The 22,071-nt window shown below is 24.4% G+C and carries 22 protein-coding genes; 12 read left to right on the forward strand and 10 right to left on the reverse strand.

The features are described from left to right. Window positions 1–94 precede the first annotated feature (94 nt). The 8 genes from ispG to BRSU_RS09415 all read left to right on the forward strand — a co-directional run bounded on the left by ispG (window position 95) and on the right by BRSU_RS09415 (window position 8,431). Window positions 95–1,162, forward strand: a complete 1,068-nt coding sequence (gene ispG, locus BRSU_RS09380; protein ID WP_048595061.1) for a flavodoxin-dependent (E)-4-hydroxy-3-methylbut-2-enyl-diphosphate synthase — start codon at window positions 95–97, stop codon at window positions 1,160–1,162. A gap of 187 nt (window positions 1,163–1,349) precedes the next feature. Next, window positions 1,350–2,699, forward strand: a complete 1,350-nt coding sequence (locus BRSU_RS09385) for a tetratricopeptide repeat protein (protein WP_048595062.1) — start codon at window positions 1,350–1,352, stop codon at window positions 2,697–2,699. Then, the gene (locus BRSU_RS09390; RefSeq protein WP_048595063.1) at window positions 2,689–3,978 is read left to right on the forward strand and encodes a hypothetical protein; all 1,290 of its coding nucleotides are present in this window, start codon (window positions 2,689–2,691) and stop codon (window positions 3,976–3,978) included. Before BRSU_RS09385 ends, BRSU_RS09390 begins: the two co-directional genes overlap by 11 nt. Before the next feature lie 526 nt (window positions 3,979–4,504). Then, window positions 4,505–5,581: a hypothetical protein gene (locus tag BRSU_RS09395; protein WP_048595064.1), complete on the forward strand. Its 1,077-nt coding sequence runs from the start codon at window positions 4,505–4,507 to the stop codon at window positions 5,579–5,581. Window positions 5,582–5,675: 94 nt separating this feature from the next. Continuing rightward, on the forward strand, window positions 5,676–6,458 hold the full coding sequence (gene cdaA / locus BRSU_RS09400; protein ID WP_083997881.1) for a diadenylate cyclase CdaA: 783 nt from the start codon (window positions 5,676–5,678) through the stop codon (window positions 6,456–6,458). Further along, window positions 6,455–7,498 (forward strand): CdaR family protein, encoded by a 1,044-nt coding sequence (locus BRSU_RS09405; RefSeq protein ID WP_048595065.1) that lies wholly within the window; start codon window positions 6,455–6,457, stop codon window positions 7,496–7,498. The genes cdaA and BRSU_RS09405 overlap by 4 nt, the downstream gene beginning before the upstream one ends. Window positions 7,499–7,514: 16 nt before the next feature. Then, entirely contained in the window at window positions 7,515–7,877 is a 363-nt protein-coding gene (locus BRSU_RS09410; protein WP_048595066.1) for a NusG domain II-containing protein, read from the forward strand. An 8-nt stretch (window positions 7,878–7,885) separates the two neighbouring features. After that, entirely contained in the window at window positions 7,886–8,431 is a 546-nt protein-coding gene (locus tag BRSU_RS09415) for a Gx transporter family protein (RefSeq protein ID WP_048595067.1), read from the forward strand. On the opposite strand, the gene BRSU_RS09420 is transcribed toward BRSU_RS09415, so the two are convergent. From BRSU_RS09420 to BRSU_RS09435, 4 genes are all read right to left on the reverse strand, one after another. After that, a complete protein-coding gene (locus BRSU_RS09420) occupies window positions 8,428–9,468 on the reverse strand; it encodes a tetratricopeptide repeat protein (RefSeq protein WP_048595068.1) in 1,041 nt (346 codons plus the stop codon). The two genes, BRSU_RS09415 and BRSU_RS09420, sit on opposite strands and share 4 nt — an antisense overlap. Window positions 9,469–9,484: 16 nt before the next feature. After that, a complete protein-coding gene (locus tag BRSU_RS09425) occupies window positions 9,485–10,432 on the reverse strand; it encodes a tetratricopeptide repeat protein (protein WP_048595069.1) in 948 nt (315 codons plus the stop codon). Between the two features lie 174 nt (window positions 10,433–10,606). Continuing rightward, entirely contained in the window at window positions 10,607–11,464 is an 858-nt protein-coding gene (locus BRSU_RS09430; RefSeq protein ID WP_048595070.1) for a DUF368 domain-containing protein, read from the reverse strand. 137 nt (window positions 11,465–11,601) lie between these two features. Beyond that, on the reverse strand, window positions 11,602–11,985 hold the full coding sequence (locus BRSU_RS09435; protein WP_048595071.1) for a RidA family protein: 384 nt from the start codon (window positions 11,983–11,985) through the stop codon (window positions 11,602–11,604). Between the two features lie 191 nt (window positions 11,986–12,176). Here BRSU_RS09435 and aroE point away from each other — a divergent pair, with 191 nt between their 5' ends. The 3 genes from aroE to BRSU_RS09450 all read left to right on the forward strand — a co-directional run bounded on the left by aroE (window position 12,177) and on the right by BRSU_RS09450 (window position 14,730). After that, a complete protein-coding gene (gene aroE / locus BRSU_RS09440; protein WP_048595072.1) occupies window positions 12,177–13,028 on the forward strand; it encodes a shikimate dehydrogenase in 852 nt (283 codons plus the stop codon). A 36-nt stretch (window positions 13,029–13,064) separates the two neighbouring features. Next, window positions 13,065–13,823, forward strand: coding sequence for a type I 3-dehydroquinate dehydratase (gene aroD / locus BRSU_RS09445; RefSeq protein WP_048595073.1), 759 nt, complete (start codon window positions 13,065–13,067; stop codon window positions 13,821–13,823). Between the two features lie 76 nt (window positions 13,824–13,899). Continuing rightward, window positions 13,900–14,730: a leucine-rich repeat domain-containing protein gene (locus tag BRSU_RS09450; RefSeq protein WP_048595074.1), complete on the forward strand. Its 831-nt coding sequence runs from the start codon at window positions 13,900–13,902 to the stop codon at window positions 14,728–14,730. A 72-nt stretch (window positions 14,731–14,802) separates the two neighbouring features. On the opposite strand, the gene BRSU_RS09455 is transcribed toward BRSU_RS09450, so the two are convergent. From BRSU_RS09455 to BRSU_RS09465, 3 genes are all read right to left on the reverse strand, one after another. Further along, window positions 14,803–15,642 carry an amino acid ABC transporter substrate-binding protein gene (locus BRSU_RS09455; protein WP_048595075.1) on the reverse strand — a complete coding sequence of 280 codons (840 nt, stop codon included), beginning with the start codon at window positions 15,640–15,642 and terminating at the stop codon, window positions 14,803–14,805. 250 nt (window positions 15,643–15,892) lie between these two features. Further along, window positions 15,893–16,675, reverse strand: a complete 783-nt coding sequence (locus BRSU_RS09460; protein WP_012670707.1) for an amino acid ABC transporter ATP-binding protein — start codon at window positions 16,673–16,675, stop codon at window positions 15,893–15,895. Further along, the gene (locus BRSU_RS09465) at window positions 16,659–17,309 is read right to left on the reverse strand and encodes an amino acid ABC transporter permease (protein WP_012670708.1); all 651 of its coding nucleotides are present in this window, start codon (window positions 17,307–17,309) and stop codon (window positions 16,659–16,661) included. Before BRSU_RS09465 ends, BRSU_RS09460 begins: the two co-directional genes overlap by 17 nt. Window positions 17,310–17,482: 173 nt before the next feature. On the opposite strand from BRSU_RS09465, the gene BRSU_RS09470 reads away from it, so the two are divergent. Then, on the forward strand, window positions 17,483–18,232 hold the full coding sequence (locus BRSU_RS09470; protein ID WP_048595076.1) for an SDR family oxidoreductase: 750 nt from the start codon (window positions 17,483–17,485) through the stop codon (window positions 18,230–18,232). 356 nt (window positions 18,233–18,588) lie between these two features. Here BRSU_RS09470 and BRSU_RS09475 read toward each other — a convergent pair whose 3' ends face one another. The 3 genes from BRSU_RS09475 to BRSU_RS09485 form a co-directional block, all read right to left on the reverse strand. After that, a complete protein-coding gene (locus tag BRSU_RS09475) occupies window positions 18,589–19,980 on the reverse strand; it encodes a DUF4132 domain-containing protein (protein ID WP_048595077.1) in 1,392 nt (463 codons plus the stop codon). Between the two features lie 48 nt (window positions 19,981–20,028). Further along, window positions 20,029–21,033: a C45 family autoproteolytic acyltransferase/hydrolase gene (locus BRSU_RS09480; protein WP_048595078.1), complete on the reverse strand. Its 1,005-nt coding sequence runs from the start codon at window positions 21,031–21,033 to the stop codon at window positions 20,029–20,031. Between the two features lie 296 nt (window positions 21,034–21,329). Next, window positions 21,330–21,761 (reverse strand): PepSY-like domain-containing protein, encoded by a 432-nt coding sequence (locus tag BRSU_RS09485; protein WP_048595079.1) that lies wholly within the window; start codon window positions 21,759–21,761, stop codon window positions 21,330–21,332. Between the last annotated feature and the right edge of the window lie 310 nt (window positions 21,762–22,071).

A 22,071-nucleotide genomic window follows, 5' to 3' on the forward strand; every position in this document is an offset into this window, starting at 1 on the left:
ATATATAAACTTCAAAATATATTTGCAAAAATATTTGAAAATGATACTATAAATAACATAATTTTTTAATTAAAAGCAATTATAAGGAAACAAAATGAATATAGATAGTATTAATGATATAAGAAAAAAAGTAAAAACTGTAAAAATTGGAAATGTTTTGATAGGCGGAAATAATCCTATAAGTATTCAGTCTATGACAAATACAGATACTAGGAATATAAAAGATACAGTTAATCAGATAAAATCGCTTGAAGATGCTGGGGTTGATATAGTAAGGCTTGCTGTTTTGGATATGGATGCTGCCAAAGCCATTAAAGAAATAAAAAATCAAACTAAAGTTCCTTTAATTGCTGATATACATTTTGATTATAGATTAGCATTAGAAAGTATGAAAAGCGGTATTGATTCTTTAAGACTTAATCCTGGTAATATAAAAGACAAAGAAAAAGTAAAAGAAGTTATAAAGGAAGCCAAAGAAAGAAATCTTACAATAAGAGTCGGAGTAAACGGAGGAAGTTTAGACAGAAGCATATATAAAGAAGTAACTCCTGAAAACATGGTAAAAAGTGCTGCTGATCATATAAAATTAATGGAAGATTTAGATTTCACTAATATAAAAGTTTCTTTAAAATCTTCAGACATCAAAACTACAATAGAAGCTAATACTCTATTCAGAGAAAAATTCGATTATCCTATACATTTGGGAGTAACAGAAGCTGGTACTTTAAGAAGCTCTCTAATAAAAAGTACAAGTGCTTTATCATATTTAATAATGCAGGGTATTGGCGATACTATAAGATACTCTATAACAGGTGATCCAGTAGAAGAAGTAATGGCTGGAAAAATGCTTCTTAAATTTTTAGGCATAAGAAATGAACCTTCCATAGAAATAATATCATGTCCTACATGCGGAAGATGTCAGGTTAATGTTGAAGAGGTGGCAAGCTTTATAGAAAAACATGTACAGAATATAAAAAAGAATATTACAATAGCTATTATGGGCTGTGTTGTAAATGGTCCTGGTGAAGCAAGGCATGCTGATTTTGGAGTGGCTGGAACAGGAGACGGCAATTTTATATTCTTTGAAAAGGAAAATGAACCTATAAAAGTAGCTAAAGATAATATTATAGCTTTCCTTACAAAAAAAATAGAAGAGTTTTAAAAGTTTTTATATTAGATTAAATTATATAGTTAAATAATTATAAATTAGTAGAATATGTTTTTCTATATTAATAATATAGAATTTAAATGTATCAAATATTTTTTAATAACAATATATCATTATTGAAAAAATTGTAAATTTATGTTACTTTTACTCTATAATCTTCTTAAATAATAAAGTATAGAAAATGCATGGAAAAAAGATTAGAGATATAATATTCAATATAGATGAAGCATATAAAAATAGGTTATACTTTTTATCCGAAAGACTTCTCAAAGATATAGTGGATAAAAATCTAGAATATTATAAACTATATATTTTATTTGCATATTTAATGCAGTTAGAAGATAATAAAGAAAAATTAAATCTGTCAATTCAATACTCTTCAAAAGCAATAGAATCAAATAAGCATTATCTATTGGCATATTGCTATAGATACAAGGCAAGTAAAAAATTGTTAGAAAATTATAAAAATGATAAGTATACAAAACAATTAGAACAATTAATAAATCAGGATATAAATTATTTAAAAAAATTATCTAATAATTTTATTATAAAGAAGCATATGAAAAATTTCATTAAAAATCCCCTATCCTATTATGATAAAAATAAGTTAATATTAAAAACTTCTTCTCAAATAAAAAAATATATAAAGTATTTTAACAGAGAAAAAGTAAAATATGACTATATAGATATAATAGAAAATTATAACTTCTTCATAAAAAATAATGATAATGATTATGAAGCATATAATTTAAGAGGATTTTTAAAATATAATCTTAAATTATATGATGAAGCATTAGAAGATTTTAATAAATCTATAACACTTAATTCCAGACTTGCAGAAAATTATTATAATAGAGCTAAACTTTATTATACATTAAAGCGTTATGAAGAAGCCTTGAAAGATTTTAGAAAAGCACAGAAAATATTTGTAAGAAATAATATTGATTCTCCATTAGATATAATAAAATGCGATCATTATATAGCTTGGTGCAATTATAGTTTAATGAGAGATGAAAAAATATTTTTAGATATTGAAGTAGATGAAGATATTAATGATTTTTCTGAAGGATACTACAATAGTGCTAAATTAAAATTCAATAAGAAAAATTATAAAGATGCTTTGAAAATTTTTTCTAAAGTAGATAAAAATAATAAAAACTATACTAAAACAAAATATTATAAAAATATATGCAAATGTAAAATCAATAATAATTGTAATATAAATTTAATAGTTAATATTTTAAGATTATCTGATATTTATAAATACGAAAATGACTTTCATGTTACAGAAAATTTATGCAATGAAGCTTTAGAATATATTAAATCTATAAAAGAAAAAAACGACTTTTGGTATTTATATCTTAAAGGCATTGCTTTGTATGAATTATATGACATATCATTTTTGGATTATAAGTTAAAAGAAAAAGTATTGTATTATCTTAATAAATCTAAATGTACTATCGAAAAAGAAAATAAATATTATAAAAGAATAGAAGAAATAACAACGGATATTACAGAATATGGCATTTGATATAAATACCAAAAATATAGAATTCAATTATAAGAATTCAAAAAAGAATATTTCATCTTTGAAAGATATCATAAACAATAAAAAAAATATTTATTTGATTGAAAGTGTATCCGGTAGAGAAAAAGATATTGAAAAAGACTATAAAATAAGAAAAATAATAATAAATGATGATAATATATTCGATTATGATATTTCTAAAAAAGTGCAGTATATAAATAAAAATGAAATTAATAATATTATAAATAAATCCAATACATATTTTTTAAGCCGTGATGCTTTTATAGAATATTATAATATTTTATATGATAACAAAATAGATAGCGAAGAATATATAAAAAGAATAAAAGACAGAATAAAACAAAGACAATACAGAGAATTAATATTACCAGCATATAAATTAAAAAGTAAAGAAAAAGGTAAAGAAGGTTATTTTTATTCTTTAGAAGAAATGGAATTATTTGATATTGTCATAGAATATTTTGAACTTGAAATGAGTAAGTTAAAAGATATTTTATACAGTAAAAAGATTAATTATTATAATATCATAAACTCTAAAATAAAATGTTTTTACAAAAATATTCAAAATTACAAATCAAAAAATAATGATAAGATGACATATTATCATTATAAATTATACTTTATACCATTTTTAATTTTTGATAATTTCAAACAGGAAAAAATTACCGAAAATGAACATAATGAACTTATAAGATTATACAGAAAGTTTTATAAATCATTGAAAAAAATAAAAAAAGAAAAAAAAGAATATACATATTTAGGATATAAATTAGAAAATAAAGAAACGTTTTACAAAAAAAATCTCATAAAAATATTTGAAGTATTTTCTTATGAAGATTATAAAAATGCTTCATATTTAGAAGAATATATTCAATTTCACAAGGAATTAATAGAATATCAAATAAAGCATAATAGATATATAGAATATTATAATAACTTTTTTAATGATAAGATTTTAATTTTTTTATATTTTACAGATAGAATTTCTAATAATGATTTTTTATTTTTTAAAAAACATATAGAAGAATTAAAAAAAATAAATGCTGAAAATAATAATGAATACAAAGCTATAAAGCTGACAGAAAAAGATGAAAATATAATTTATGAAACAATAATTAAAAACGATTATAAAAAAGTAATTATAGGATATATAGAATTATACAATTTCAACAAAATTTATCATAAATCATCAAAAAAGCATTATAAAAGAAGTATAGAACTTATTTCAGGATATAATTTCTTCAAAAAAATTTTAAAATAATTTTTGAAGTATTTAAAAAAATGCATACTTCAAATGCAATATTTTATTTTTAACGTATAGTAATGTCAAAATATTTTATAAACCTAATATTAAAGACTTATAAGGAGGTAAGGTAAAAACTGCAAAAATGGTAAATATAATTGGAAAATATGCTAAATTGACTTTTTATTATTATATATTCTTTACTGATAAAATAGTTATGAATATAGGTTTATTATACAAATGTTGATTTTATGGTATATGATCTTTCTAATTATATAAAATCATTATTCCTTACTTATTATATAGGTTAAAGTAGGACTGATATTCTGTCCTAAAGCTTTTAATTAATTTGACATAATCATTTTAAATTAAAACAATCAATATCATTAAAAAGCCTGTCTTATATTTTAGGCTATGAGGCAGGTTTTTTATTATTTTTATTTAATAATTTATTAAAATATATAATAAATTAAATTAATAACTATGAAAAACCGAATTTTATTTAATAAATAATACTGAAATTTAATAATTAAAGGTATTTATTATGAAAAGAATTTATCTATTAACCGCTATATTATTTATAGTAATAATTTTTAATATATACCCTAACACTTCTCAAAATACCTATATAGATAAATATCTTCTTCTTACACTTAATGGTACAATAGATAAATCACAAATAACTATGCATATAAAAATAAAAAATCCTGATTCTATTATAGAAGGAAAAATTACAACTATAAAAGGGCATTATAAATATGATCTTATAAATATGCCTATAAAAATTGAAGGAAATATTGATAAAAAAGGAATAACTATAAAAACTCACAATAATGAAATTTTTTCTTTTAATTTGAATGAAAATCAATTATACGATATTATCAATTCAAAAAATGAAATATATGTTAATTTTAATGGAAAATGGAGAAATAAAGAAAAATCATCCGAATGCAGCATAAAAAACATTAAATTTGTTCACTCAATTTATGAAGTATATGTGGAAAAAGAATATAAAGAAAATTCAGGTTCTATGGGGGCAATATATATAGAAAATAAATCTTTAGCAATATATAATGGAAATGTAACTAATACTACATTAAATCAATTAATTTCTGATATAAATAACAATCTTGATGAAAAACTAAAAACAGATAATCAAACAAACAATTTAAACTATACTGAATCTTCTTCCATTTCAGATTATTTCGATAATAATATATTTTCTATTAAAAACTATTCTGATGGATATTACGGAGAATTTGGAATTATTTATAAATCATATACAACCATATTTACTATAAACTCACTAGTAAAAATCAATAATTATTTAGGAAATTTGGTATATGATACTAAAGAGTTTAGAACTTTTTTAAAAAACAAAATAAAAGAACAAACTTATAATTATGACAATGATAATTTCGGAGAATATTTTGATGAATATATAACTTCTCTCAACTATGCTGAAATATATTTTAATACCGATGCTTCCGTAACTATTCATTTCTTTTTTGGTAAAGAAAAACTAGAATATGGCTTTATAAACATAAACATAGAAGAACTAAAACCTTATATAAAACCTGATAGTTTTTACAGTTATTTATTTTATAATTTGAGTTTATAACTATGCAATAATTTAAATATAATAATGTAAATAATAAAAATAATTAAATAGCAAATATTTACAAATTATATATTTGTGATATAATGGAAAAGCAATGCTTTATGTAATAAATAATTTTATATCAACCTCAAACTGGCGATATTTCTTTTATGGCCTTGATATAATATTGGTTGCTGTATTATTTTATATTATATATATGCTTATGTATAATACAAGAGCTTACAGCATAGCAATAGGTTTTATAATATTATTTTTTATTACTTTAATAGCAAAAGTATTCGGACTTTCTACATTATCTTGGATATTTGACCAATTCTTCCAAGTAGGACTTATAGCCATAGTAGTAATATTCCAAGCTGAAATAAAACATGCCTTGAGAATATTGGGAGGAAGAGCTTTTTTAAAAAAATCATTCAGATATGATGAAGATCAAATTCAAAAAATATTAAGTGCTACATTTAACTTATCATATAAAGGATACGGTGCTTTAATAGTATTTCAAAGAAATATATCCTTACATTCCTTAGTTGATAGAGCTGTAAAACTTAATGCTGATATATCCATAGAACTTGTTGAATCTATATTTTTTAAGAATAACCCTATTCATGACGGAGCAGCAATAATAATGGAAAATAGAATAGCAGCAGCAAGCGCATATCTACCACTCACAGAAATAGAGCCTCAAATAAAAAATAGAAGATTAGGTACAAGACATAGAGCAGCACTTGGTATTTCAGAACAAACAGATGCTGTAGTTATTGTAGTTTCAGAGGAAACTCAATGCGTATCTATTGTTCATAATGGTATATTAGAATATAATTTAAATAGAGAAGAATTAGATAAAAGACTTGGAGAACTTTTAGAGATAAAAAAATGAGCAGCAAAAAAACATCAGATTTAAGTAAATTTAGTTTTAAAAAAGCGTTAGCTCGTATAACGAATAGATTAGGAATTAAATTATTATGTCTGTTAATGTCATTTTTATTATTCCTATTTGTAAGATATCAGAAAGAATATACTAAGGATTATGTTACTAAAATAGAAATAAAAAATATTCCCTCAAGATTATTAATTGCAAATGACATACCTGAAAATATTACAATAACTCTAAAAGGATTTAAAGACAATATTTATGAACTTCCTACAGAATTTAGTGCTTATATAGACCTTACTAATGCTACTATAGGAAGCAATATGTATGAAGTTAATTTAGCAGGCGATATAGATTATTCAAAAATGAATATTACGGTAAATCCAAGTGAAATACCTATAATATTAGATGAATTATCATACAAAACAGTACCTATAAAAGTACCTACTATAGGAACTGCAGCATATGGTCTTACAATTGATAATATAATAGTAAATCCGTCAAATACAATAATATCAGGCCCTAAAGCCTTAATATCGTCTATAGATGAAATAAAAACTTATAATGTGGATATATCAGACAAATATTTAGATTATTCATCAATATCAAGAATACATTTACCTAGAAATATAAAATCTGATGTTTCAAGAGTAAATATAAATATTATTTTCAATAAAAATCTTGACAAAGTGGAATTTAATAATCTTGCTATAAGTATAGATAATTTAAACGGAAAATTCAAAATTAATGATCGTAATCCTCTTATAATAAATAAAGTAGTTTTGGAAGCTAATAAAGTAATGCTTGACAATTTATCACCTGATGATATTAAATTGTATATAGATTTACAAGAAATGACAAATGTCGGTATATATTCAAATGTATCTGTAGAAGCTAATGTACCTATTCAAGCAAAACTTATAGAAATAGAACCTTCATTTTTTGATATTGAAATAATAGAAAGAGAAATAACAGATAATAATATAACCAATGCTGATAACAACATAAATGAAAATAATAATAAAAGCAACTTAACTAACAGATAAGGTAAATTAGTAAATAATGAAGAGATTAAAATACGGTGATGTATTAATATTTTTATTTATAATTATTTTCTCATTTTTTTATGCTAAAAACTTGATTTCAAATAAAAGCAGTAAAATAATAATAGATACTTATGATAAATCTTTTAGATATGATTTAAATACTGACAGAGAAATTACTGTTAATGGTTTATTAGGTGAATCAAAAATACTTATAAGCAATCAGCAAATTATGTTTGAAAGTTCGCCTTGCAGAGATAAACTATGCATCAAAGCAGGCGTACTAAAAAATTCACCTATAATATGCATGCCTAATGGTATATCTATAAGATTCGAAAAAAATATGGAGAACAATATAGAAATTGATTCTGTAGTTCAATAGGAATATTTATGTTATTTTTAGAGAATATAAAATCTCATATAGGTAAAAGAAGAATATACGATATAATATTTTTTGCTTTTTTATCCTCATTTATAGCAGCTGTTGAAAATATGTTTCCAAGACCAATACCATATTTCAGGATAGGATTTTCTTTTATTATTGTATTGATGGTTGTAGACGTATTCACTTTCAGAGAGCTATTATTACTCATATTTATAAAGAATGTTTCTGTTGCTTTGGCTTTTGCCTATATATTAACACCTCCATTTTATTTAGGATTATGCGGAGGAATCACATCAATCATAATAATGAAATTTATGAGTTATTTCAAAAATACATTTTCTATTTTTGGAGTGAGTTTAGCAGGTTCTTTAATAAGTAATTTATCTCAGGCTTTTCTATCCAAATATTTATTTAAATTACCGGATATAAGATTCTTAATAGTACCTGTATTTATATTATCACTAATAACAGGAAGTATAGTTGGAATTATCACTATGTTATTATGCACAAATAATACTAAAAAAAGTGATTCTTATGCTGATAATAATTAATTAATAGCAAGTAAAGTTTCCTGTAAAGCCTGCATATATTCTCTTGCTCTTGAAACATTAGGATTAGCAGGATATTCTGATATAAAAGTATCCAAAACCTTATAAGAATCTGAATATCTTCCTACCTTGAAATATGATAAACCTATATAAAGCAAAGCCTCAGCATCTAGGGTATAAATATTATTGAGTCTTACTCTATTGTAATAATCTAATGCCTTATTATAGTTTTTTTCATTATAATATGATTGTGCTATTCTAAATAGAGCATCTTCAGCATGTTCTGTTCTAGGGAATAATTCGGCTATTTTTGTATAATACATTCTTGATTTTGTATAATTACCTTCAACAAATGTTTTATGAGCCATAGCAGGAACTTGTATTAAATATGTTCTTACAACTTCATCATAATATATACTAGTTTTATTATATTTTAGAAAATCTTCATAAGTTTCAAATGCCCTGTCATATTCATTCATATTAAAATAAACTCTTGCCCTTCCAAGTACAGCTAATTCTCCATCATATCTTAAAAAATAACTTAATGCTTCACCATACTTTTTTTGAAGGAATAACTGATAACCATATTGAACATTTATTTTTGAAGTTAAATTCGAATTTCCTGTCTGCAAATTTTCCTGCAATTTTGACATTATATATGGATCTGCATGATTTTCTAATCTTGATATATCAGCATAGGCTAAAATTGCATTTACAGAATATTGAGAAAAATTAGGATTATTAATTATACTAGAAAGTCTTTCTTTTGCTAAAGAATATTTTTTTAATCTTTTTAAAGAATCTGCAACCATAAAATATGCTTCAGCTATATTATTTATAGGTCTGGATTTACTATCTATTGATAAATATTCATTTAAATTATTAATGGCTTCCTGATAATTTTCTATCTCATAACTTCTTTTTCCTTTTTGAAAATATCTTTCAGGAGAAGATAATGCTGATATTTTTGTAATAAATACACCGCCCAATATTGCTACTATAGTTATAACAGATGCCAAAACTGCTGCATAAGTTTTCATAATTTAAATACTCCAATTATAAATCACTCAAAACCTGATTTATCCAAAAATTAACTTCTTGCGTATTATAAGATTTTATACGATTAAAAACATCCAATGAATTTTTCTTCCTGCCTAAATACTTATAACATTTACCAAGAAGAAGATTAATATCATAATATAAATTTCTATTTATATTTCTTCTAGATATAGGCTCCAATATAGAAGCTGCCTGAGAATAATTTTTTAATTTAAATTGTGCCAATGCTTTATCATATTGAGTTTTATATCTGTTATACTCAGAGACATTATTAACACTTCCTTTGCTTGATGATGACACAGAACTGGCAATATTATTTGTCAATGTAACCGTATTGGTAAGAGTAACAGTATTTGTTAATAAAATATTATTTGTCAATATAACATTATTAGTGACTGTTACAGTATTGGTAATAATATTATTATTAATATTTGTATTATATTTTAAATTATTATTAAAAACATTATTTGATGTTATTCCATTAAATGATAAAGATGAAGTATCAATATTCTCTTTAGCATTGTAAAAAACTGAATCATTTATATATGAAACTACAGCATAATAGTATGTAGAACTTATTATAGGACTATCTGCTATAGTATACATTTTTGAATCATTGGTTGCTTTTACATAATCAACTACAGTAGAATTAGAAAATGAAGATTTACCTATTATAGGAGATTCGCTTCTATAAACATAATATATTAGATTATCATCTATTATTCCTTCCCAACTTATCAATACTATATTATTATTAGTATTTGATGTAGAAATTTTTATTTTAGATACAAATCTTTCAGCATTAGGTAAATTATTTATTAATGTTTCATCATAATACGCAGAAGTTTGAGTATATAAAACATTTATTGATATATAAAAGAATATTATACTTATAAATGCAAATAATAAATAAATACCGCTTTTTTTACTTCTTTTTCTATTCATACAATAATCCTATAAATGCTTTTTCAATTTTCGGAAATGAAATATATAAAATTTAATTGAATCAAATGAATGATAATAAATGATAAATAGGAATTTAAAAATAAAAAAGCCGAAAATCAGCTTTCCGGCTCATAAAAATTTATAATAATATAATATTTTTTTATTGTATCTTAATTATATTTTCTCCATAGCTATAGCAACCAAGAAGCCCACACACATAGATATAACTGTAGAAGCTAACATAGGAAGACTCATAGTTGCCATATTAGGCCATAAACTTAAAAATGATACTATTATAATACCAAGAACAAAACCAAACAAAGTGGATTTATATTTTTGAAGTAATATAGTTACAAGTTTTGATATACCGAATATTCCTATAACAACTCCTAAACCTAAAAATATTAAAGGAATTAGAAGGCTGAAATTAAAAGTATCAACAAATGAAGATATAAAATAAGATATATTCTCGTATTCTCCCAATATTAGTAAAAGCAAAGAACCAGATATTCCAGGTATTACCATAGCAACAGCAGCAGCTATACCGCATAAAAACAATTTAATACCATAAATAAGTGAAAAATTTCCAGCATAAGTAGTTGCCCCTACAGGCTTATTTATATCAAAATATACAAATATCGCCATAATAAAAGCACCTATAAAAAATGCTATAAAAACTTTGAAATTGAATTCTTCCACTGTTTTAGTAATAAATGGAAAAGAACCTAATATTAAACCTACAAAAAATATTCTAGTAGGTATAGGATAGTATGTAAATGTATAATTTATAAGTTTTAAAAATAACACTATAGAAATAGCAGCTCCCAATGCCACAGGAATCAAAACTTTTAAACTTTCTTTAATTTCTTCCCATTTTAATTTTATTAAAGCATTAGGTAAAATAGATATAGCATAAGTTAATTTTTCATATATACCTAATACAAATGCTATAGTCCCTCCAGATACGCCTGGTATAGCATTGGCAATACCTATGGCCATTCCTTTGATAAAATAAGATATATAATTTCTCATGATTTCCTCTTTCAATTATTTGCGATTTATAATGATAAAAAAGATAGGTAAAATATTTGAATAATATAATATATAGAAAAAATTATAAAAAAATAACCATGAATATATATTATACTCATGGCTATTATTAATAAAAATCAGCTTATAACAGCGATTATTTCAACTTCTACTAAAGCGTCTTTAGGTAAAGCTTTTATAGCAACAGTGCTTCTTGCAGGTGGATTTTCTGGGAAATAATTTGCATATACTTCATTGAAAGCTGCAAAATTAGACATATCTGTTAAGAAACAAGTAGTTTTAATAATATTAGCCATAGTTAAATTTTCTGACTCTAAAAGACCTTTAATGTTTTCCATAACTCTTTCAGTTTGTTTTTTTATATCATTTTCAGCCATTTCTCCGCTTACTGGATCCAAAGGTATTTGACCTGATGCAAAAATGAAATTTCCGCTTTTTACTGCTTGAGAATAAGGTCCTATAGCTTGAGGTGCTTTGTGTGTTTTAATAATTTTTTTATCCATGTATCAATTCTCCTTTATATGTATATTTTTAATTTTTTCCATTTTTTATTATGTTAATTATAATTTTTTTTTAACAAAATATCAAGTAATTTATATACTATTTTTTTTATTTATATAATTAATATTTGACAATAATAAAAATTATATTATTATGTATAATAATACTTATAAAAATAATTAAGGATATAAATATGCAAATAAACGCTGAAACTATATTAACAGGACTATTCGCATCTCCTTCAAAGCATAGTATATCCCCTATTATGCATAATGAATCATTTAATAAACTTAATCTTAATTATATATATTTAGCTTTTGAAGTTGATAAAAATAATTTAAAAGAAGCTGTAAATTCTATAAAAACTCTCAATATGAGAGGTGTTAATTTGTCTATGCCTAATAAAAAAGAAGTAATAAAATATTTAGACAATATATCTGAAGCAGCAGAACTTTCTCAAAGTGTAAATACAATAGTAAATGATAATGGAATACTTACAGGATATAGCACAGACGGCGAAGGTTTTATAAGATCATTAGAAGAAGAACAAGTATTCATAAAAGATAAAAATATCACTATACTAGGAACAGGAGGAGCTGCTATAGCTATAATCTCTCAAGCCGCATTATATGGAGTAAAAGAAATATATGTATTTAAGAGAGATACCAATTGGGATGAGCAGAAAAAAATTATAGATAATATAGCATCTAAAACTAATTGCTCCATAAGTCTGCATTCTTTAGAAGATAAAAACATCCTAAAATCAAAAATAGAAAATAGCTCTGTATTAATCAATGCTACAAGTGTTGGCATGAAAGAAGATGTTTCTATTATAGAAGATAAATCATTTTTTAGAGATGATCTTGTAGTAAGCGATTGTATATATCATCCTGCAAAAACTAAATTATTAAAAATTGCCGAAAAAGAAGGATGCAAAATAATAAATGGAATGGGAATGTTACTATATCAGGGTGCTTTGGCTTTTGAACTTTGGACTAATAAAAAAATGCCTGTAGAATATGTAAAAAATATTATATTTAAATAGTATTGTAATAAATTTTATATGAGTGAGGGAGCGGAAATGGAAAATATAGTAAAAATAAAAAATGTAAAATTGGGCGACGGTATTCCAAAAATATGTATATCTATAGTTGAAAAAAATGAAAAAGATATTATTAAATACATAAAAGAAATAAGCAAACTTCCTGTTGATATTATAGAATGGAGAGCCGATTTCTTTATAGATGATATAAATAAATATAATGATAACTTTGATGATATAATATCATTTTCAAAAGAGATAAAAAAATTAAGCAGCAAGCCAATACTATTTACTTTAAGAAGCAATAAAGAAGGCGGAAACATTAAATATAATATGTATGAAAGTATTATAAACTTATACAATGATATTATAAAAAACAAATGCTTTGAGGCAATAGATTTAGAATTATTAACATTAAAAGAAAATGATATAAAAAAATTAATAAAATCAGCCTCTTCAAACAATATAAAAACTATAATATCAAATCATGACTTCAATAAAACTCCTTCAAAAAAAGAAATAATATCAAGAATCAATAAAATGATAAGATTAAAATGCGATATAGCAAAAGTCGCTTATATGCCTAAAAATAAAAAAGATGTTATTACCCTATTAGATGCCTCAAGCGATATAAAAGATTTCCCTATAATAGCCATATCTATGGGTAATATTGGAATTATAAGCAGAATATTCGGCTCTGTACTCACTTTTGCATCTGCAAAACGCTCATCTGCTCCTGGACAATTAGAATCTATGAAATTAAAATATATATTAGATACAATTTACGAAAAAATTTAATTTTATTTTCTTTGATGACAAAATCTGTCATGGTTATCTCCTATTATTGTAATATAAAATAAAAGGAGAATAACAAATGGAAAATATAGAGAAAAAAATAGAAGCTCAATTAAATAATATTTATGATTTTTTTAAAAAGAATAATATAAATAAATATAGTAACTATAGCAGAAAAAAACTATTAAATATTAAGAAATTAGATTTAAGCTCTTCAAAATTAAGTTATATTCCAAAAGAAATATATATATTAACAAATCTTGAAAATTTGGATATATGCAATAATAAAATAGAAGAAATACCGGATAGTATATGCTCCTTAGTAAATTTAAAATATATTGATGCCAGTTTTAATAAATTAAAAAAACTACCTAAAAAAATATCATTGCTTCAAAATCTTGAAGAAATAGATATATCAAAGAATATGTTTAAAACTTTTCCTAAAGAAATATATGAATTAAAAGAATTAAAAAATATTAATATTGCAGGATATTCTTTAAATGAAATACCTAAAGAAATTTTTAATTTAGTAAAATTAGAAAAATTGGACTTATCTAATAATAAGATAGAAAATATACCTAATGAAATTTCTAAATTAGCAAATTTAGAAAAACTTTATTTACATAATAATAATATAACTAAAATACCTAAAATAATAGAAAAATTATCTAAATTAAAAATACTATCTTTAAAAAATAATAATTTAGAAGATATTAATGAATATATAGGAAAGTTAAAAAATCTTGAAGAATTTTATTTCAGCAGCAAACATACTATAAAAGCAGCTGATAATTTTTATTCTTTAGAAAACTTAAAAAAATTATATATAGAAGGAGATTTTTCATATATAAAAAATGAAATACATAGATTAAAAAATATTGAATATTTATATTTAGCAAATAATTATTAATAACAGTATATAAAAAAGTGCATATTATTAGAATAACTAATAATATGCACTTGTACAATATGAATTTTATGACTACTTTAACATTATGTCTTTAGCAAACCATTTTTCAGATATTTTAGAAGCTGTACCATCGGCTCTCATCTCATCCAATATTTTATCAACCTCTGCCAAAAGTTTAGCATCCGATTTTCTAAATCCTATACCATATAATTCTTCTGTCAAAGGACTATTTTCTACAACAACAAAAGGAGCTTTCTTTTCAGCTATATAATACTGAGCTGCAACTTCATCTATAACAACAGCATCTATTCTTTTAGCCTGTAAATCTAAAAATGCATTAACATTAACATCATATCTTCTAATCTCTTTAGCATTCTTACTTGAAGGATCAGCAGTTAACGCTTCATCATTACTTCCAACCTGAACGCCTAATACTTTTCCTGATAAATCATCTTTAGAATTAATAGTGTTGTCGTCAACAGCTTTTACTATTACCAATTTATTATTAAGATAAGGTTTTGAAAAATTAATCTGTTGTTTTCTAGCTTCATTGATAGTAACACCATTCCAAAGAACATCTACATCGCCTTTATTAAGACTCAATATTGAACTAGACCATTCTATTGGTTTTATTTCTAATGATACTCCAAGTCTGTTTGCTACTTCTCTTGCCAAATCAATATCAAAACCTACTACTTCACCATTTTCATCTCTGAATCCCATTGGTGCAAAAGTATCATCTAAACCCAATACTAATTTTCCTGCATCTTTTACTTTTTGCAATGAATTATCTTCTGCTGCTGCAGCAGTATTGTTTTCAGCAGTATTATCAGCAGCAGCTTTATCACCGCCTCCGCAGCTTACAATAAATGCAAAAATAATAAATAATAAAATACTTGATATACGTTTCATCGTTTTTCTCCTAAATTTTATGATTTTTATAATATGATAAATTAATTATTAGAATTTTTTATTAATGGACGAAGGTGGTATGAAGTTGGAATGAAAAAGAATCATTAAAGGTATAATTCAAAAAAAGACTATTCATGATAAAAACTCCATAACACGCTTTTATTACTATATACTATAATACTATTTACAAAAATGTCAATACGAAAATTATATATATTAATAATTTATTTAAATTTCTTTTACAAAATAATCATTTATGAAAAATTTTATTTAGAAAATCTTTAATTCTTTCATTGCTTTGATTATTAAAGAAATTATCAGACGTATCCATAGCAATAATTTTACCAGCATCCATAAAAGCGATATTTGTAGAAAGTTCATGTACAAAACTTATTTCATGGCTTACAACAATCATAGTCATTTTTTCTTTAGCAAGCTCTTTTAATACAGTAAGAACTTCGCCTATAAGTTCAGGATCCAATGCTGAAGTAGGCTCATCGCAAAGAAGTATTTCAGGCTTCATAGCCAAAGCTCTCGCAATAGCAACTCTCTGTTTCTGTCCGCCGGATAATTCATTCGGATAGCTGTCTTTTTTATGTTTAAGTCCTACACTATCAAGAAGTTTTAATGCTTCTTCTATAGCCTCATCTTTATTTTGTTTCTTTACTATAACAGGTGCTTCTATAATATTTTCTAAGGCTGTTTTATGAGGAAATAAATTAAAATGCTGAAATATCATGCCTATTTTTTCTTTTCTCTTCATAAAATCGGCATGACTAATATCAAGTGCCTTCTCCCCTTCTCTCTTACAAAATAGAACTTCATTATCTATATAAACCTCTCCGTAATCAGGATGCTCTATCTGTATAATATTTCTTAAAAGTGAACTTTTTCCGGCTCCTGAAGGCCCTATAATAGAAAGTATATCACCTTTATTAACTGTAAATGATACTCCATTTATAGCAGGAGTTCCTTTATAATGTTTTTTTATATTTACAACTTTTAAATTAGTTTCTTTAGTTTCTGATGACATACTTTTTCTCCAATTGTCTGAATACAAACACAAGTATAGAAGTAAATAATAAATATATAATAGCTGCTATTAAGAAAGGCAGTAATTTATAATCTCTAGTAAGTATCTGTCTTGCATGAAGCATTAAATCTCCTATTCCTAAAACTATAACCAAAGCAGTATCTTTTATTAAGTTAATAGCTTCATTAGAAAGAGGAGGAAGAACTCTTCTTACAGCCTGGGGAAGAATGATTCTTGTCATAATCTGTCTGTAACTCAAATTAAGTGCGAAACCTGCCTCATATTGTCCTTTTTCTATACTTTCAATACCTGCTCTGAATATTTCCATAAGATATGCTGAATAATTTAGTACAAAAGTTATTGCTGCTGATGTAAATGCAGGAAAGGCTATCATATTATTAGTCATAAGAGGAAGTCCGTAATAAAAGAATATAAGCTGAAGTATTAAAGGAGTACCTCTAAATATCCAAGCATATATATCAAAAATGTATCTCACAAATTTAGGAGAGCTAAACTGTAATGCCGCAAATAGCATAGATAATGGAAGGGAAAATATTGCTGTTACAAAATAAAGAGATAAAGTAGTATATGTTCCCTTAAGCAAATATAAAGTAGTAGATATTACATAATCCATAAAATACAACCAATAATCATTTTTTAGTTACTAAGATAGCATTATAATGTTATTTGTAAAAATATCAATAATAAAAGATAATTCATAAAAAAATACTTACATATTTATTCTTTTAATATTGATTATTATTATGTATAATGAATACAAACAACAAATATATTAGGAGTTTTATGATGTCAAGTAAAATTTGTATTATAACAGGAGCATCAAACGGTATAGGAAAGGAAATTGCATTATTATTTGCAAAAAACAACTGTGATATAGCATTCATTGATAAAGACAATGAAAACGGTTTAAAACTACAAAAACAAATAAAAGATATGGGCAGAGAATGCCTATTTATAAATGACAGCATAGACAATGAAAAATCTATAAAATCATTCACAGACAAAATAATAGAAAAATTCGGAAATGTAGATTATTTAATAAATAATGCATGCTATTCAAATAAGGGGCTTTTAAGTAATTGCAGTTATGACGACTTTTTGGAGATTTTCAAAATAGGTGCTGCAGCTCCTTATGAGATTACAAAAAATCTTATGAATAATTTCAATGAAAAAGCCTGCATAATAAATATAGCTTCAACAAGGGCTTTTATGTCTCAAAAAGACAGTGAAAGCTACAGTGCTGCAAAAGGTGCTATTATAGCTTTAACTCATGCGATGGCTATAAGTTTATCTCATAAAGTGAGAGTTAATTCCATAAGTCCGGGTTGGATTAATACCATTGATGATGCCTCATTCAGCAAAGAAGATATACTTCAGCATCCTAGTGCAAAGGTTGGAAACACTTCTGATATAGCTAGTACTGCTTGGTTTCTTTGTAATAATGATTTTATAAACGGAGAAAATATCACTGTAGACGGAGGCATGACAAAACTTATGATATATCATAATGATGAAGGTTGGAAATTAGATATTTAATTATATTCAAAAATTTATTTAAACGCACGGTTAGTAAAATTTTATACCTGATTAGAATCTTATTAATAATTAATCTAATTATATATAATTTAATTTCGTGCGGTATATAGATCAACAAATTTAAAAAAATCTTGGGTGGGCAGCTAAAATTTCAGAAATAAATTCTAAAAAAATATAATATAAAAATAACAGATAAATTTAAAAAGTCTAGAGGGAGGGATTCAAAATAGGCAAAAAATCTATTTACATACCCCCCCCTTATTCTTTGCTGCTTATTTTTTTAATTATAATTTTAATTAATTTTAAAACTTTATTTGAAAAAGCATACCCGCCCAAGCGATACTAAATTTAGAAATTTATTTTAGATAATCAGATAATATAAGATAAGCTCCATATTCAAATCTTTCATCAGCATTTTTGAATTTTATTTTAATATCAATTTCATCTGTAGTATTAGAACCATAATAAAGATTTGGAGTTTCTATTGATACTACAGCTTTATTATAGTAATCATATAAAAAATAAAAACTTACAAATCCTCCATCATCTACTTTATCCATACCCAATTTCAATGCAGTACTCTTTATGCTTCCTGCTTTTGCCTTTTTGGGTATCCTAGAAATTAAATCTTCTTTTGTTTCTAAGGATAATTGATTGAAAGGCTGAACTATATCGTAATCTGAAAGCTGACTTTTCCATTTCTCTATCATTTCTTTATTAGTTTCCATAGGACTCAATAAAGTTATTAAAGCATTATCTTCTATATTCATTTCCTCATCATCAGCATTATTGAACGAGCCGTCATCCATATATCTGAAAGTACTTAATAAATTATTATCTTTATCATATACTCCCCAAATAAGTTTAACAGCAAAAGCCCTCATAAAAGGATTGTCAAAAAATATCTCTTTCCATTCATTTAAAGTCCATTTTCTACCGTCCATTAATACCAACTGCAAACGTTCAGTCTGAGTTTTAAGCATCTTATTTATATCACTTTTTAATTTTGTTAATTCTTTTTTTGGAGTTTGAGGAAAATCTTTAGGTAATGTTTTATATTCTTTATTTTTCATTTCATCGAATATTGATATAGTAAAATCAGGCTTCAATGTTATTTTAAATTTTTTATTATCGCTTTCTATTATTCTAACTCCGTTTTTATCAAAATCAAAATCAGGTATAATCTTATCAGCAAAAGCCTCTTTACTTATGCCTAATTTTTTAGTGATATCTTCTATAATAAATGAACAGGTATTTTTAACGCTGGCCTGTTTGAATTTTCTTGAAGCTTCATACACTAATGAAAAACCTTTTTTTGTACCGCTTAAAGCAATAGCCTCCAACATAGAACATGCCAATTTAAATCTTCCGCTTGCAATAGATACCGCTCTTTTGTACAAATTATCAAGCTGTATATTATTTGCAAATATGCAGTAAGGATAAAGTATTGATTTAGTTTTATTATTTTCATCCCATAATTTACATACATTCTCAAGAGTCTCACTTAAACTTTCACTGTCTAAAGAATTGCCTATCATATCAGCATTTCTTAATCTGTAAGCCTCTTTTATATCTAAATATTCACCTAAAATATATCTTATCACTTTGCTTGAAACTACAGCACTTTTATCTTTTATAAAAACATTTGATATTATAGAATCATCTATAAATGAAGTTGTTTTATCAAATTTTTTATTATAATTTTTTTCTACTATGTTATTAATTTCTTCTAATGAAAGCACTATCATAAACCTCTAAAATATTTTTATACAAAATATATTATTTAGAAAATAAAATCAATAATCAAATTTCAATCTCTTATCTTCTTTGAATTTCTTCCTTGATGGGTTTCCTTCAGCTATATATATTTTTTTATTTTTTATTGAATATATAGAAGACCAAACGGTATCAAAATTAAGTTTCCTATCATATTGACATAAAAAACCATATTCCCCTGAAATAAGTTTTTTGGCAAAGTCTAAATCATAATCATAATTTTTAAATGCATTTTTCATAGTAATATATCTTTCATGTGAATAAATATCATCTTCAATATCAGTATTATATTCTTTCATAGACTCACTTACAAAATGATTCGATATAAATACATAATCATTTTTTATTATTTCTATATTTTTGCAATTACATTCTATCAATGCAATATCTCCATTTCTATCTGCTAATACTATATTCTGTGTGGATGAAATAGGAATATTTTTTAAAAACTCTAAAACCTCATCAACAGCAGAGCATTTTTCTAAAATATATCTTATTATCATTCCTGCATTGAATCCATAATCTATTATTGTAGGGTATACAAAAGTTAATGCCGCTGCAAGTCCTTTTTCATTTATACCATCTTCAATTTCTATGAATGCAGTAGTATTTCCTATAAATGAATATGAATCATCTAATTTAAAATATACGCTGTCGCAATAGTCTTTTATATCTTTTAAAAAATCACTGTTTTTCGTAAGTATTATATCTTTATCAGTTTTGAAAGCAAAAGAAGAACATTTATTATCAAAAGTAAATGCATATATCGTAAATAAAAAATCGCATATATCTTTATAATCTATTTTTATATTATCATTCGTATTTAATCCGTCAGCTAATCCTTTTATCTCCTCTATTATTTCAGGGAAAAAATTATTATATATAGGCATGCATTTATTAGCAAAATCTTTTCTTTCATTTGATATATTAATTTTTTCTAATGGATTAATATTATTTTTAGCAAGCAATTTACCATATTTAAGTCCTGCCTCATAATGACTGCCTTTAAATCTTGAATGATACATATGATAGCTCCTTATAATATTTATACAATTACAAAATTCACAATTATACAAAGGCTAGCATAATAAAAATTTTAAGTAAATATGAATAAAAAATTTTTTTAAGATTAAAAACATAATTAAGGGGCGGGTGGGCGGGCAAAATAAAACCATAAAAATATATTAATGCTTCTTTCATTCATTTAAACAAAAAAAGAGGAAGCCGTTTTTAAAGCTCCCTCTATTTTTTAGTATTTTCAATAAATAATTAGTATCTTTACATAAATAATCTTTAGGAAATTGTATTTAATAAATATCGATTAATCATCAAATTTCTGTCCCATTAACTGTCCATTAGAAGATATGAATAATTCCATAAAGTTATTTAATTTTACTTTATAATTACCCCACTCTTTTTCTACATCTATTACAGCAGCCTGAGGATAAGTATTTCTTATAGTGTTTGCTATATTAGCAGGTAAAGCAGAGAAAGGTACAGCATTATATTCACCATCTATGCTATGCCAATCACCATTAGGCAAAAAGTCTATTTGAGTACCATTTGATAATTTTACTTCAAATTTTCCTCCGTCTCTCTCTACCATCCATATTTGAATATTAGGATAAACCTGCTGTATGAAAGTTATAGCGTTTTGAGGAAGTGAAGAAACTGGAACAACCCAATCAGCAAAAGCACTTGAATTAGAAATTATAGTTAAAGTTATTAATAAAGCGAATAATTTTTTAGTCATAGTAAATCTCCTTTAATTTATAAATATTTGATTGCTATTAGCAATCATGTAAATTATCTTTACAATTATAAGTATAGCCTAAAACAGATATTTGTCAATATAATTTACATTAAATTTACAAAAAATTTACCTAAAATATAGATTTTAATACATATTATAATACAAATACGATATATACATTTTTTAGAACCTAAATAAGGTAAAAAAAATTTACTTTTATATATAATCAAATATAATATAAACTATTAAAAAACATTATTTAAATAAAATATTTGAATTTTTCATTGTATAGTATATATTCTATTCATTA

The sequence above is a fragment of the Brachyspira suanatina genome (genome assembly GCF_001049755.1).
Lineage (GTDB): Bacteria > Spirochaetota > Brachyspiria > Brachyspirales > Brachyspiraceae > Brachyspira > Brachyspira suanatina.

What these genes read in the sequence shown, in the direction of transcription:
- ispG (WP_048595061.1), top strand. Translation starts at nt 95, where the DNA reads ATGAATATAGATAGTATTAATGATATAAGAAAAAAAGTAAAAACTGTA.
- BRSU_RS09385 (WP_048595062.1), top strand. Translation starts at nt 1,350, where the DNA reads ATGCATGGAAAAAAGATTAGAGATATAATATTCAATATAGATGAAGCA.
- BRSU_RS09390 (WP_048595063.1), top strand. Translation starts at nt 2,689, where the DNA reads ATGGCATTTGATATAAATACCAAAAATATAGAATTCAATTATAAGAAT.
- BRSU_RS09395 (WP_048595064.1), top strand. Translation starts at nt 4,505, where the DNA reads ATGAAAAGAATTTATCTATTAACCGCTATATTATTTATAGTAATAATT.
- cdaA (WP_083997881.1), top strand. Translation starts at nt 5,676, where the DNA reads ATGCTTTATGTAATAAATAATTTTATATCAACCTCAAACTGGCGATAT.
- BRSU_RS09405 (WP_048595065.1), top strand. Translation starts at nt 6,455, where the DNA reads ATGAGCAGCAAAAAAACATCAGATTTAAGTAAATTTAGTTTTAAAAAA.
- BRSU_RS09410 (WP_048595066.1), top strand. Translation starts at nt 7,515, where the DNA reads ATGAAGAGATTAAAATACGGTGATGTATTAATATTTTTATTTATAATT.
- BRSU_RS09415 (WP_048595067.1), top strand. Translation starts at nt 7,886, where the DNA reads ATGTTATTTTTAGAGAATATAAAATCTCATATAGGTAAAAGAAGAATA.
- BRSU_RS09420 (WP_048595068.1), bottom strand. Translation starts at nt 9,468, where the DNA reads ATGAAAACTTATGCAGCAGTTTTGGCATCTGTTATAACTATAGTAGCA.
- BRSU_RS09425 (WP_048595069.1), bottom strand. Translation starts at nt 10,432, where the DNA reads ATGAATAGAAAAAGAAGTAAAAAAAGCGGTATTTATTTATTATTTGCA.
- BRSU_RS09430 (WP_048595070.1), bottom strand. Translation starts at nt 11,464, where the DNA reads ATGAGAAATTATATATCTTATTTTATCAAAGGAATGGCCATAGGTATT.
- BRSU_RS09435 (WP_048595071.1), bottom strand. Translation starts at nt 11,985, where the DNA reads ATGGATAAAAAAATTATTAAAACACACAAAGCACCTCAAGCTATAGGA.
- aroE (WP_048595072.1), top strand. Translation starts at nt 12,177, where the DNA reads ATGCAAATAAACGCTGAAACTATATTAACAGGACTATTCGCATCTCCT.
- aroD (WP_048595073.1), top strand. Translation starts at nt 13,065, where the DNA reads ATGGAAAATATAGTAAAAATAAAAAATGTAAAATTGGGCGACGGTATT.
- BRSU_RS09450 (WP_048595074.1), top strand. Translation starts at nt 13,900, where the DNA reads ATGGAAAATATAGAGAAAAAAATAGAAGCTCAATTAAATAATATTTAT.
- BRSU_RS09455 (WP_048595075.1), bottom strand. Translation starts at nt 15,642, where the DNA reads ATGAAACGTATATCAAGTATTTTATTATTTATTATTTTTGCATTTATT.
- BRSU_RS09460 (WP_012670707.1), bottom strand. Translation starts at nt 16,675, where the DNA reads ATGTCATCAGAAACTAAAGAAACTAATTTAAAAGTTGTAAATATAAAA.
- BRSU_RS09465 (WP_012670708.1), bottom strand. Translation starts at nt 17,309, where the DNA reads ATGGATTATGTAATATCTACTACTTTATATTTGCTTAAGGGAACATAT.
- BRSU_RS09470 (WP_048595076.1), top strand. Translation starts at nt 17,483, where the DNA reads ATGTCAAGTAAAATTTGTATTATAACAGGAGCATCAAACGGTATAGGA.
- BRSU_RS09475 (WP_048595077.1), bottom strand. Translation starts at nt 19,980, where the DNA reads ATGATAGTGCTTTCATTAGAAGAAATTAATAACATAGTAGAAAAAAAT.
- BRSU_RS09480 (WP_048595078.1), bottom strand. Translation starts at nt 21,033, where the DNA reads ATGTATCATTCAAGATTTAAAGGCAGTCATTATGAGGCAGGACTTAAA.
- BRSU_RS09485 (WP_048595079.1), bottom strand. Translation starts at nt 21,761, where the DNA reads ATGACTAAAAAATTATTCGCTTTATTAATAACTTTAACTATAATTTCT.